This is a genomic window from Chitinophaga filiformis (assembly GCF_900102545.1).
GTDB classification, from domain to species: domain Bacteria; phylum Bacteroidota; class Bacteroidia; order Chitinophagales; family Chitinophagaceae; genus Chitinophaga; species Chitinophaga filiformis.
The window spans coordinates 732,401-745,961 of sequence record NZ_FNBN01000002.1 but is presented as its reverse complement, the minus strand read 5'-3'; the positions used below and the strand labels follow the sequence as shown (position 1 = coordinate 745,961).

The 13,561-nt window shown below is 47.6% G+C and carries 7 protein-coding genes; 4 read left to right on the top strand and 3 right to left on the bottom strand.

What is annotated here, in order from left to right; translation table 11 throughout:
* The first annotated feature begins 232 nt into the window (after nucleotides 1-232).
* Nucleotides 233-1,828: a bacillithiol biosynthesis cysteine-adding enzyme BshC gene (gene bshC / locus BLR32_RS09490; protein ID WP_089830986.1), complete on the top strand. Its 1,596-nt coding sequence runs from the start codon at nucleotides 233-235 to the stop codon at nucleotides 1,826-1,828.
* Here the strand turns inward: bshC and BLR32_RS09485 are convergent.
* Nucleotides 1,812-4,052, bottom strand: coding sequence for an FUSC family protein (locus BLR32_RS09485; protein WP_089830984.1), 2,241 nt, complete (start codon nucleotides 4,050-4,052; stop codon nucleotides 1,812-1,814). The genes bshC and BLR32_RS09485 overlap by 17 nt on opposite strands.
* Nucleotides 4,053-4,433: 381 nt before the next feature.
* Here BLR32_RS09485 and smc point away from each other — a divergent pair, with 381 nt between their 5' ends.
* Together smc and BLR32_RS09475 are read left to right on the top strand one after the other, a co-directional pair.
* Entirely contained in the window at nucleotides 4,434-7,964 is a 3,531-nt protein-coding gene (gene smc, locus BLR32_RS09480) for a chromosome segregation protein SMC (RefSeq protein WP_089830983.1), read from the top strand.
* A gap of 40 nt (nucleotides 7,965-8,004) precedes the next feature.
* On the top strand, nucleotides 8,005-8,403 hold the full coding sequence (locus tag BLR32_RS09475; protein WP_089830981.1) for a DUF4259 domain-containing protein: 399 nt from the start codon (nucleotides 8,005-8,007) through the stop codon (nucleotides 8,401-8,403).
* 88 nt (nucleotides 8,404-8,491) lie between these two features.
* On the opposite strand, the gene BLR32_RS09470 is transcribed toward BLR32_RS09475, so the two are convergent.
* On the bottom strand, nucleotides 8,492-9,754 hold the full coding sequence (locus tag BLR32_RS09470) for a NupC/NupG family nucleoside CNT transporter (protein ID WP_089830979.1): 1,263 nt from the start codon (nucleotides 9,752-9,754) through the stop codon (nucleotides 8,492-8,494).
* Between the two features lie 87 nt (nucleotides 9,755-9,841).
* Between BLR32_RS09470 and BLR32_RS09465 the strand changes: the two genes are divergently transcribed.
* Complete coding sequence (locus tag BLR32_RS09465) at nucleotides 9,842-12,121, top strand: DUF7133 domain-containing protein (RefSeq protein ID WP_089830977.1); 2,280 nt, start codon at nucleotides 9,842-9,844, stop codon at nucleotides 12,119-12,121.
* A 30-nt stretch (nucleotides 12,122-12,151) separates the two neighbouring features.
* Here the strand turns inward: BLR32_RS09465 and BLR32_RS09460 are convergent, their stop codons facing one another.
* Nucleotides 12,152-13,558: a sigma-54-dependent transcriptional regulator gene (locus tag BLR32_RS09460; RefSeq protein WP_089830975.1), complete on the bottom strand. Its 1,407-nt coding sequence runs from the start codon at nucleotides 13,556-13,558 to the stop codon at nucleotides 12,152-12,154.
* Between the last annotated feature and the right edge of the window lie 3 nt (nucleotides 13,559-13,561).

Below are 13,561 nucleotides of genomic sequence, written 5' to 3'. Positions count from 1 at the left end.
TTATCACCCCGTCCGATTCCCGGGGTTATCACCCCGCGCTACAAACACGGCGGCTCCTGACGGAGCCGATTGATGGTTTGTTCATCATGAATGGCTCCTACAGCGCCGGGAGGTCAGGTTTCACTTGAAAGCTTCTTCCGCTCCTTCTATATTTTAACCATTCGTAATTCGTAATTGATGATTCGTGATTCATTCCATACCTTCGTGCATCAAAAGAATCAGCGCTTAGCGTATGGAGCAACCTGTAAGTCATATCCCGTATGGTAAAACCGGGTATTTCAATCAATTGGTAATAGATTTTCTGGCCGAGCATCCTAATCTCCGACCTTTTTATAAATATTCTCCAGTACATCCTGATTTTGAGGTAGTTATACGGGAGAAAAAGCTTTTCTCACAACAGCGGGATGTCCTGGTAGCTGCACTGCAGGAACAATACCAGGGACTGGACATTACTGAGAGTGTCCGCCACAATATTAACAGCCTGCTGGACCAGCAGACCTTCACCGTCACCACGGCTCACCAGCCAAACATCTTCACCGGTTATTTATACTTCGTCTACAAGATATTGCAAACCATTAAGTTAGCTGATCAGCTCAGGTCGCAATATCCGCAGTATAATTTCGTGCCTGTATACTACATGGGGAGCGAAGATGCCGACCTGGATGAACTGGGACATGTATACATCGACGGCAAAACCATCACCTGGCCAACTGACCAGCAGGGTGCCGTGGGACGTATGCAGCCGGACGGTTTTGAGGAACTGATTGTAAAAGTGAAGGATGCGCTTGGGTATGGGGCTCATTCTGAAGAACTGATTGAGCTGTTAAAGAAGGCTTATCTCGGTCACTCAAATATTCAGGAAGCTACGCTTTACCTGGTCAACGAATTGTTTGGCCGTTATGGTCTGGTGGTACTGGTACCGGATAATCCGAAGCTGAAAAAACTGTTCGTGCCTGTTATGAAGGACGAGCTGTTTAACCAGCATTCTTTCAGGATCGTCAATGAAACAATTGAACAACTCTCTAAACATCATAAAGTACAGGCCAATCCCCGGGAGATTAACCTGTTCTACCTGACAGAGACATCCCGGGAACGGATTGTACAGGTGGGAGATACCTGGAAGGTATTACACCTGCCGGTGGAATTTACCGCTGCCAGCCTGGAGAAGGAACTGGAGGAACATCCTGAAAGATTCAGCCCTAATGTGATATTGCGTGGTATGCTGCAGGAAACCATCCTGCCGAACATCGCTTTCATTGGCGGTGGCGGTGAGATTGCTTACTGGCTGGAATTGAAACAGTTGTTTGCTTATTACAGGGTGCCATACCCTGCCCTGATATTGCGTAATTCCTTCCTGCTCACAGATGGTTTCTCACAGGAGCGCCTGCGGAAGCTCGGACTGACTATCACTGATCTTTTCGAAGATACGGAGGAGTTGGTGAACCGCTTTGTGCAGGAGCATACAAATGCTTCACTGGTGTTAAAAGACGAGTATGCAGCGGTGGAGAAATTGTTTGACGATCTGGTATTGAAAGCAAGGGAAATTGATATAACGCTGGAGGCTTCTGTAGCAGCAGAGCGTACCCGTGCCGTGAAATCTATCGGAAAGCTGGAGCACAAGTTCCTGAAGGCTGAAAAGAAGAAATTCGGCTGGCAAACGGAGCAGATCCGCAACCTGAAGGCAAGATTGTTCCCAGCCAATTCTTTACAGGAAAGGAAGGAGAACTTTATGCCCTGGTATGTGCATCAGGGACCGGCATTCTTTGACGTAATACTGGAACATATAGATCCGCTGAGCGACCAGTTTGGGATTATTTATCAGCAATAGTCTTATCGATCGTCTTCTTCATATCTTTCAGCAATGAGAACATAGCGTGCAGCTGGTCGCGAACCATCTTCGTTTCCAGCATTTCTTCACGCACAGGTGTTTCGCCCTTGCCCTGGTTGATCTCTTCCTGTCTACGCTGGTAAAGGCTTTCCAGTTCCACTTCCAGTGTCTCAAAAGCTTCAATGCTGGCAGGCAGCTGGGCAGATTTATACGTTGGGTCTTCCAGCAGTTTGCTGATACAATCAAAGTGCTGGCACATGTACTGGTTGATCAGTTTATATTCCGGCTTGGGGAAATGAACGCCGTGCAGCAGGCCATAGTTAGCCAGCGCCGCTATATGCGACATGATAGAATGGCTCAATACCACGAAATGGTAAACCTCCGAGCCATGTAGCTGTTTACTTTTAGGTTCAGACAACATCCGCTGAAAGGCCGACATCAGGTTGGCCGCACTTACATTGGTATCCTTTCTTGCCAGTTTATAATCATTCATCACAAATTCCTTCCCGGTATACAGCCTCATAACCTGGTCAAAATAACGGGCATTGTCCTGCGCCATTTTGGTCATATAACTCGGCACGTAATTGTGTTCCCAGCTTGGCCACAACAGGAGGCTGGCAAGGAAGGCGATAGTTACGCCTATAAAGGTATCCAGCACGCGGAGCTCCGCATTCTGCAGGTGTGCAGGATGCAGGAAGTGCAGGAGGAAAATGACAAATGGTGTGGTGAAAAATACGCTAATCGTATACTGCTGCGTCATAAAACTATAGGCGCCCAGGATACAGATCAGCATCAGGATAAAGATGAGGGTGGGATTATTGGTCAGGAACAATACGCCGGCGGCAAATAATGCTCCGGTAATAGTTCCGATAATACGTTGAAAGCTCCGCGTTTTACTGATGCCAAAGCCCGGTTTCAGGATGACGACGATAGTCAGCAGTACCCAGTACACCCTGTCGAGGTGAAACACCTGTCCAAGCAGATAGCCGGTTACTGCCGCAATACTCACGCGCAGGGCATGCCGGAAAATGTGTGAACGGAAGGTCAGGTTGTTCGTTAGCGTTTCCAGGTCATAGCGGTTACGCGTAGTGAAACTGGACAACTGTATACGTGGGTCAATGACCTCATCTTTTACCCTTTCCAGCCTGGTGAGCCGGTGCAGATTGTAAATGCGCTGTGTCATATCCTGGAGATTATGCAGGATATTGGTGAGGGCAATAAGCCGGGTACGTTCCTGGAACGTTGGCAAGGTTCTGCGGATTTCCGCAATGGCATGCTGTACTTTCTCTATTTCGCGCCGGAGATTGGCTTTGGGCAGGGAACGTTGTCCCGCTGCTACAGCAGTCCCGATCACCTGTAATTCAGATACAAACTGAAGGATAAGGGCATGGAATTTTTCCAGGATATCCATTTCCCCGAAATCCTTATGCAGGCCCTGGTAATCCGTCTGTGAAGCCATGATCTGTTCCTGGAGATCTACAATATCCAGGAAAATGAGCACCATACTTTTATTGATACTCGTAGACCCCTGTTGTGAGGATCGGCGTTTGAGCAATAGTTCACGAACGGCTTCCTGTTTTTCACTCACCACCACCTGCTGGGCCAGTACTGATTTATAGATCTCGTCCAGATTTTTATCTGCTCCCTTATCGTAAAATCCTGCTCGTTCTTCCAGGTAACGGGCGGTTTCCACGATACATTCAGACAGCATCTGCTGTACGCTCAGGTAAGGACGGATCTGCCAGAGCAGGAGGGCCAGGAATCCGTACCAGACACTTCCTGCCAGAATAAGCAGGCTATGAATGATGGCCTGGGCGGGACCGACAGGCGTTTCTCCGAGTATGGATACCATCACGAGTAAACAGGCGATACCAATGTTACCTCCGCGGTTGCCATATACCAGCAGCATACCGTTAGCAAAGCAACAGGCGAGGATCCAGCCTGTCATGAGAAGCGGATAAGGCGCGACCATACTGGTGCCTACAGCTGTGAAGAAGATGAAAGCAATGGCGGTCAGGATACCATTCCGCTTATGAAGCGCAGTACCGGGAACGTCTGACAGCGCGGTAGCCAGTGCACCGAGGGAGAGCTCAATGCCCATGGGCAGGTCGCCCATCAGGGAGAATACTACCGAGGGAACTACCACACTAATGGTAGTACGTAATCCGGTGCTGAAATGATAACTGTAAATGAAATTCCTGACTTCCTGAACCCAATGCCGCATCTGAAAAATTTAATATATGCAAAGTTATTTAAATCGCTGATAAGCAAAAAGAATGCTAGTCTATGCGCACGGCAATTTGCTGTTCACGGTATGTCGGTTAAATATATGCTACGGTTGCAGCCCGCTGATCCATCATTTCACTGCAATTTATACACAACTGTGTATAATTAAATTCTAACCGGGACATGGTTGTCTGATAAATTACTGTTTTCTTTGGAAAAATAAAGATAACAGGTTAGGATTAAGATACTGATTATCAGAAAAAGGAGATAAATGGTCTGGTAAAAATGCATTATTATAGTATGATTAGGTAAATCCTGGTCATAAATCAGAGAAATCATAGTTATCTTTGACGGCTTAAAAAAACAAAGCAAAGCAATTGTGCGTTTAAAGACATTAGAAATCAAAGGCTTCAAAAGTTTTGCTGACAAAACCGTATTACACTTCGATGAGGGGGTAACAGGGGTTATTGGCCCCAACGGCTGTGGCAAAAGTAATATCATAGACTCTATCCGCTGGGTGATCGGCGAGCATAAGATCAGTAACCTGCGTTCGGAGAATCAGTCAGGACTGGTGTTTAATGGCTCCAAAACACGCTCAGCCAGCGGTATGGCTGAAGTGAGCCTCACGTTCGAGAACACCCGCAATGTATTGCCAACCGAATTCACCACCGTTACCATTACCCGCAAGTTTTACAAGAACGGCGATAGCGAGTACCGTCTGAACGATGTGGCCTGTCGTCTGAAAGATATCCATAACCTGTTTATGGATACCGGTGTGAGTACTGACTCCTACGCCATTATTGAGCTGGGTATGGTGGACGATATCATCAAGGATAAAGAGAACAGCCGCCGCCGCATGCTGGAACAGGCTGCCGGTATCTCCATCTATAAAACGCGTAAAAAGGAAGCCAAATCCAAGCTGGATGCTACGGAGGGTGACCTGAACCGTATTGAGGACCTGCTGTTTGAGATCAATAACAACCTGAAGACCGTAGAAGCCCAGGCACGTAAGGCTGAACGCTTTTACGAGATCAAAAAAGAATATCGCGAGATCAGTATAGAACTGGCGAAAGCCGCCCTGGAAGGATTCAATGTCACTTTTAAAGAGCTGACAGATGAACAACAGGCGGAAAGTGATAAGAAAATGGCCCTGGAAACAGAGATTGCATCTGAAGAGGCCAGCGTGGAGGAAGATAAACTGCATTTCGTAGCGAAGGAAAGAGAACTGCAGGTATTGCAGAAATCTTTTAATGAACTGGTATCGACCATCCGTACCAAGGAAAACGATAAAAACCTGGCCAGCCAGCAGCTCACCTACCTGAAAGAGCGGGAGCGCAACATCAGTCACTTCCTCAGCAATGCAGAAGGACAGTTGCAGGGCCTGACAGATTCCATCGCCTTCACCGAGACACAGGTAGAAGAAGAGCAGGAAGCATTTGAGTCCCTACAGGATCAGCTGGAAGGATTGCAGGAGATGATGGATGAGAAGAAGGAAGCCTTCAACCAGAAAAAGCTGTCGCTTGAAACCCTGCGCCGCGATCAGCAACAATGGCAACGGCAGCAGTTCGAAGCGGAAAAGAAAGTGGCAGTAGCCGATACCTCCGTACAGAACCTGCAACGCAGTATACAGCAGTTACAGGATGAAAAGGCCGGTCGTCAGCTGCAGATCACGCAACTGGAAGAAGAGAAAGTCGGGCTCCAGGAAACGCTGCAGGACCAGAAAGCAGACCTGGAAGATATGATCGCTTTTCAGGAAGAGACCAAAGGAAAGATCCTGGCCACCCAGGGCGAAATAGAAGGTCTGCGCGATAAACTGGTAGATGAGAACCGTACGCTGGACCAGAAGAAGAATGAATATGACCTGTTGAAATCCCTCGTGGATAGCCTGGAAGGTTATCCTGAAAGTATCAAGTTCCTCAAAAAGAATACAGACTGGAATAATAATGCGCCTATCCTGAGTGACATTTTCTTCTGTAAAGAAGAATACCGCACCTGCGTGGAGAATCTGCTTGAACCTTATCTTAACTACTATGTTGTAAATAATGCAGCAGAGGCAGTGCAGGCCATCCGCTTACTGGATGATAACAAGAAAGGTAAGGCAAACTTTTTTATTCTGGACCAGTTCCACCAACAGGGTGGAAGCCTGTTCACTCCTCCGGGCGCTATTCCTGCCCTGCAGGTAGTAGAACTGGAAGAGCGTTACAAAGGACTGGGTAACTATCTGCTGGGGAAAGTATTTATCACCGACGATATCAGCAACCTGGAATTCAGTCAGCTGGCAGACCAGGATATCCTGGTGATAGAAAAGAGCGGTAGAATGAACCGTGGCAGGTACAGTTTCAGTGGTGGTTCCGTAGGGCTGTTCGAAGGAAAGAAACTTGGACGTGCCAAGAACCTGGAAAAACTGGATGAAGAGATCAAGGCGCTGGAAGAAGTAGTGGCTAGCCTGCGTCAGCAGATCCAGGATAAACACAACCAGGTATTGGGATACAACAGCCAGTTGAATGAGAATAATATCAATGCCGCCCGTGAGAAGATCAACCAGTTGAATAACCAGGTGTTCGGATTGCAGAACCGTATTGAGAACTTCCGTCACCTGGTAGAATCCAGCGACAAGCGCCTGCTCGAAATGCAGGATTCTCTGGCGGCCAACCAGGAGAGCATTTCCGGAGTGAAGGAAGAACTGGAAGACCTGAACGATAAGGTGCATGCATTGCATGATAGCATTGTAGCAGCGGAAAGAGCAGCTACAGAAGCAGAGCAGCAGTTCAATCAGGCTAACGTACAGTTCAACAACCAGAACCTGCAGCATACGCGTCAGCAAAGTAAGGTGCAGGCCCTGAAGCAGGAACTGGAATTCAAACGCAAACAATTAACAGATCTGCATGCGCAGATCACCAGTAATAAAGCACAGCTGGAAGATGCAGTCGCAAATATTGCCGCTGCAGAAGACAAGCTGGGCGCAGCAGAAGACGGATTGATAGACCTGTTCCGCCGTAAAGAAGAAGAAGAGAAAGACCTGAATGAAAAGGACCAGGAATACTACAACTTCCGTAACCAGCTGCAGGAAAAAGAAAGCAGTCTGCGTGCACGCCAGCGTGCCAAAGAGCAGCTGGAACAGTCGCTGACGGTGATCAAAGACAAGGTGAATGAACTGAAGTTGCAGCTGGCATCCATGAAGGAAAGGCTGAGTGTAGAGTTCAAAGTGAACCTGGATGAGATCATTGATGAACAGCGTAGTTCTACATTGCCTGTGGATGAATTGCAGGGAAGTGCCGAGCGACTGAAGAAGCGCCTTGAAAACATGGGGGAGATCAACCCTACAGCTATCGAAGCCTATCAGGAAATGAAGAAACGTTATGAGTTTATACTGGAGCAGAAGAATGACCTGGTAACCGCCAAGGAATCTCTGATGGCTACGATCCAGGAAGTGGAGGCAACGGCTAACCAGAAATTCCTGGATACATTCAACCAGGTGAAGGAAAACTTCGTACGTGTATTTAAGGCATTGTTCACTGAAGAAGATCAGTGTGATATGATTCTGAACGATCCTGAAAACCTGGCAGATACTGGTATCGAAATTATTGCCAAACCAAAGGGTAAGCGTCCGGCAGCTATTACACAGCTGAGTGGGGGTGAAAAGACACTGACAGCGACAGCTTTGCTGTTTGCCATTTACCTGATCAAACCAGCGCCATTCTGTATCCTCGATGAGGTGGATGCGCCGCTGGATGATGCCAACGTAGGTAAATTCACCAATATGATCCGTAAGTTCTCTGACAATTCGCAGTTCATTATTGTTACGCACAATAAGCAGACAATGGCGGCTGTGGATGTGATCTACGGGGTTACCATGCAGGAACCGGGTGTGAGTAAGCTGGTACCTGTGGATTTCAGGAGCCTTAATTAAGTTAATCATCAATAAAAGCAAACCAAAAAAACTACATATCATGGGCACATGGGGTACCAGAAACTTCGAAAATGATGGCTCGCAAGACTGGGTATTTGAAATGATGGACAACAAAGATGGCGGCATGGTAGCCGACACATTGCAGTTCACTCTTAACAAGGATGGCGTACTGGATACATCCGAATGCGAAGACGCCTTGGCTGCTGCAGAAGTGGTTGCCGCACTATCTGGTAAGGCCAGTGAAGATTTTCCGGAAGATCCGCTGGATAACCTGGATTCACTGCAGCTGCTGGCAACACCAGCACTCCGTAAACTGGCTGCTAATGTTGTTGAAAAGATCAGGACTGCCTCCGAAATGAAAGAGGTGAGAACTGAAGAAGGACAGCTGGATAGCTGGGATGCAGTACTGGCTGACCTGATAAAGAGATTAGGTTTCTGATTGATACTATAAAAGAGCTCCGCCTTATCATCAACCCGGATACCGGAAGATGATAAGGCGGATTTTGTTAGTATTTGTTTGTACCTACTTAAATCAGTATTCCTGCAATGGTAGCTGATAAATAAGATGCCAGCGTTCCGCAGAAGAGCGCTTTTAAACCCAGGCTGGCCAGATCGCTACGCCTTTCTGGTGCCAGCACACCGATACCACCTATCTGCATACCCACACTACTGAAGTTAGCAAAACCACAGATCGCGATACTCACGATCAGTAATCCCTTGTCTGTTATTACAGGTACTGCCTTATCTGTAAGGTTCTTGAATGCGATAAATTCATTGATGCTGAGTTTTTGTCCCAGCAGTGTAGCCACACTGTTTACATCCTGGTCAGGTACCCCCATTGCCCAGGCAACAGGATAGAAGAGTTTACCGAAGATCCAATTTAAGCTCAGCGCAAAGTCCAGGTGCAGCAGCTGACCTATCTTCAGCAGTCCCCAGTCCAGGAAAGCGATCAAAGCCACAAACCCGATGATCATAGCGATCACGTTCATGGCTATCTTAAAACCATCGCCGGCCCCGTGGGTGATCGCATCAATCACATTCACATACTGGCTTTTTACTTCCAGTTTCACCTTACCCATGGTCTGTGATTCTTCTGTTTCAGGAAAAACGATCTTGGAGATCACCAGTGCACCCGGTGCTGCCATCAGGCTGGCCGTAATGAGCATAGGAGCGATATCCATACCTGCCGCTTTACCCATATTGGAATATACCACCAGGATCCCCCCGGCTATACAGGCAAGGCTTCCGCTCATAGATGCCAGCAGCTCACTCTTTGTCATATACGGCAGATAAGGACGGATCATTACCTGCGCCTCGATCTGGCCTACAAAGGCACTGGCCACATTACTCAATGCTTCTGCACCGCTCACCCGCATAACGAAGTTCATCGCCCGGGCTATTACTGCTACAATGCGCTGCATAACGCCAAAGTGATATAGAATAGCCACAAGTGAGCACACCAATATGATCGCTGCCGTAATATTAAATGCAAATACGAATCCGCCGGTCAGATAGTTACTGATTGTGCCCGGCGATTTTTCTACCGCAATACCACCATACACAAATGCAGCACCCTGACGGGCGAAATCTTCCAGTTTGCCCATGGCCTTGCCAATACCCTGGAAGAACCGGAAAACAAACCCTACTTTAAAAATGAGTAAAGCGATTAATATCTGCAGTCCTATTCCGCTGATTACCAGTCGGATGTTGATCTTTTTTCTGTTGTTGGAAACCAGGTAAGCCAGTCCCAGGATGAGGATAATCCCGAAGATTCCTTGGAAACGTCCCATAAGCGCGTTAAAATGATATAAAAAACGAAGATAATTCCAAATTCCTAATTTAATTTATATTTTGAGCTTAACAATCGATTTACAAGAATGCGTTGCAGGTTTTATCTTTTAGGGATCGGCTTTTGGCTGGCAGCATGTAACAATGGCGACAGCACGAAATCATCAAAAGCATCAGACTCATTGGCTATTCGTGAGAAATACGCCGTTTCTTCTGTACTGGATGCAAAGACGGCTATTTCGCATATGGAAGTAGAGAAGGGCCTGGAAGTGCAGCTGGTAGCGGCAGAACCATTGGTAACGGTACCGGTTGCTATGACATTTGATGAAAAAGGACGTATGTGGGTGGTGGAGATGACCGGGTATATGCCTGATACCGTTGGTACAGGAGAAGACGTCCCAAACGGAAAAATCGTCATCCTGGAAGATACAGACCATGACGGCGTGGCGGATAAACGCGAAGTATTCCTGGACTCGCTTGTACTACCAAGAGCTATTTGTCTCGTGGAGAATGGTATCCTGATTGCAGAACCGCCTAAGTTGTGGTTTGTGCAGATCAACAATGACAAGCCCGGCAAACGTACGCTGGTAGATGATAAATACACTGAAGGAGGTAATGTTGAGCACCAGCCCAACGGCTTGCTCAGAGCCATGGACAACTGGATCTACAACGCCAAATCAGATAAGCGCTACCGTAAGGTGGGCGATAAATGGCTGAAAGAAGATACACATTTCCGCGGCCAATGGGGTATTACACAAGATAACTACGGTCGTCTCTTTTATAATAACAATTCTGAAAATGTACTGGGAGATTACTTCCCGGCCGGATTGGGCGCTCATAATCAGCAACAGAAGAATGTATCGGGTTACGACGAGAAGATTGTTCCCGATACCCGTGTATATCCCTCCAGGGCTACTACCGGTGTGAACAGGGGATACATGAAAGGCGTGCTGGATGACAGCCTCCGTCTGCGGAATATGACTGCTGCCTGCGGTCCGCTGGTATACAGAGGTGGTCTGCTGGGCAAGGCATATGATAATAACGTGTTTGTAGCTGAACCCTCCGGCAACCTCATTAAAAGGAACTTCATAAAAGACAGCGGTTATATCGTAAAAGGGCAACAGGCTTATGCAGGGCATGAGTTCCTGGCCAGTACAGATGAGCGTTTCAGACCGGTGAGCCTGTATGATGGTCCTGACGGGGCATTGTACATCGTTGATATGTACCGTGGAATTATCCAGCATAAAACCTATCTGACACCTTACCTTAAAAAGGAGATCAAAAGCCGTCAGCTGACTAATCCCCTGAACTGCGGACGCATCTATCGCATAGTGCCCGTCGGTAAGAAACCGGTACCGGTAATGGTAGAGAATGAGCCCGGTAAATTACTGGCGTTACTGGATCATCCGAATGGCTGGGTACGGGATAAGGCACAACAAATGATCATTGATCATCACTATACTTCACTGGCGCCGGCACTGAAGGAACGCCTGCACCGGAAGGACAGCCTGAACGGTCAGATACACGCCTTATGGACGTTGGAAGGATTGGGCGCCTTACAACTGGCAGATATCATGGTGATGCTGCATCAGCCAAACCCATATGCACAGGTGCAGGGCCTGGCAGCCTTGCCGGCTGTGCTTAACGCGGCTAATGGAAAAGAAGTGTTACAGGAACTGGCGGGCATGGAAAAGAATGTCTTCCTGGCGCCATATGTTGCTTTATTACTGCCTGCTTTTCCACCACAGCTGCAGAAGGAGGTTGACATGTTGCAGACGCAGCTGGTAGAACAATATGCGAACGATCCATATGTAGCAGATGCGATCATCAGCCGGATGGCGGGTAAGGAAACTGCCTTATTGCAACAGCTGACTGCCTGGAATCCCGATAGCACCCTGGTGCTGCATAAACATCTGAAGAAAGTATTGAAGGATATCGAAAACCGCAAAAAGGCCAGCATGAATGAGAGCCTGCAGAAGACATATCCAAGAGGGGCCTTGTTGTTTAAAACCGTTTGTCAGACCTGCCACGGGGCAGACGGTGACGGTATACAATCCCTGGCGCCACCACTGAATCAGTCAGAGATCGTAACAGGAGATAAACATCGCCTTGCCTCCATTGTATTGTTTGGATTAACCGGTCCTGTAAATGTAGCCGGCAAACAATACAAAGCACCCGAAATAAGCGGCGATATGCCGGGCATAGGCAGTAATGATGAGTTCTCAGACAAGGACATTGCTGAAGTACTCAGTTTTATTCGCAGCGCCTGGAGTAATCATGCTGATAAAGTAACAGAGAAAGATATCCAGGACGTCAGAAAACAATATAAGGGGCGGCAGAAGTCATTTACCATAGAAGAGCTGAAATGACGGTAGAAAAGTGCCTTCAATGTTCACCGCTTACAGCAGTATATTCAAAGTATGCAGCTTGTTATAAAGTGTCTTACGGTCAATGTTCATTAGCCTGGCGGCCTGTGATTTATTGAAGCGAACCTGTTGCAGTACATCCAGGATCTTCTGGTATTCCGCCTGCCTGGTCACATTTTTCAGGTTTGCTTCACCTGGTATTACCGGCACGGCCAATTCCCTGGGAGCAGGGTGCAATTCCTCCGGGAGGCATTCAGTTGTGATAGGATCTTTATCCGTGGATAAGAGACAGATACGCCGCATCACGTTCTTAAGTTCCCTTATATTACCCGGCCAGGAATAACTGGAAAAGGCAGTCAGTATATCGTCAGCTAACGGGCCGCATTCTCTTCCCAACTCATCTTCAACAACCTGTTTGAACGTAGATACAAACAAGGGAAGATCCTCTTTACGTTCACGTAAAGGCGGTACATTGATAGTAAATTCATTCAGCCGGTAATACAGATCGTCCCGGAATCTGCCCTGCAGAACGGCCTGCTGCAGGTCTTCGTTAGACGCTACAATAATGCGGATGTCCACATGTATTTCTTTGGTGCTGCCTACCGGACGAATCACTCTTTCCTGTATGGTTCTTAGTAAAGCAGTCTGTACTTCATAAGACAGGTTCCCTATTTCATCAAGAAATAAAGTACCGCCATGCGCTTCCTGGAAGGCGCCAACCTTTGCCTGTACAGCACCGGTAAAAGCTCCTTTTTCATGCCCGAACAGCTCACTGGCGGCCAGTTCACGGGACAGGCTGCCGCAATCAATAGCCACCAGGGGCTTATCCTTTCTTCTGCTCTGACTATGTATCAGATGCGCCACAGATTCTTTACCTGTACCGGTTTCTCCCAGTATGATAACACTATAATCAGTAGGTGCAATCAGTTTGATCTGTGTATGCAGTTCCTTCGAAGTGTTGCCCATACCATAAACGAACTGGCTGAGCTGTCCCCTGCGGGATACATATGTAGAAACGGAATTGGCGGCTGCTAAAGGATTGGCGGGTGGCAGCTGCTCTTTTGCCAGCACTGCCTGATGGATCAATGCCTTCTGCACCAGCAGAATAGCCTGTGCCGCATTTAGTGGTTTAACGACATAGTCGTAGATACCCTGTTTGATCAGTTGAATGGCGATGCGTACATCCGGATAACCTGTCATCACGATGATGCTGGTGACCGGGTTCATTTCCCTGATCCTGAGCGACAGGATACTGCCATCTATTTCTTTATCTTTCAGACGGTAATCGCAGAAGATGACATCATAATTTTGTTCCTTCACCATCTTGAGCGCTGTGGTGCCTGAGACGCTATGATCCACCTTGTATCCTTCTTTGGTAAGGATGGTGGTCAGCAACGTACAAATATGGATCTCGTCGTCGACAATCAGGATAGTTTTCACATG

Bases quoted from the DNA above. Each gene is read 5' to 3' on its own strand.
- bshC (WP_089830986.1), top strand. From the start codon at position 233: ATGGAGCAACCTGTAAGTCATATCCCGTATGGTAAAACCGGGTATTTC.
- BLR32_RS09485 (WP_089830984.1), bottom strand. From the start codon at position 4,052: ATGCGGCATTGGGTTCAGGAAGTCAGGAATTTCATTTACAGTTATCAT.
- BLR32_RS09475 (WP_089830981.1), top strand. From the start codon at position 8,005: ATGGGCACATGGGGTACCAGAAACTTCGAAAATGATGGCTCGCAAGAC.
- BLR32_RS09470 (WP_089830979.1), bottom strand. From the start codon at position 9,754: ATGGGACGTTTCCAAGGAATCTTCGGGATTATCCTCATCCTGGGACTG.
- BLR32_RS09465 (WP_089830977.1), top strand. From the start codon at position 9,842: ATGCGTTGCAGGTTTTATCTTTTAGGGATCGGCTTTTGGCTGGCAGCA.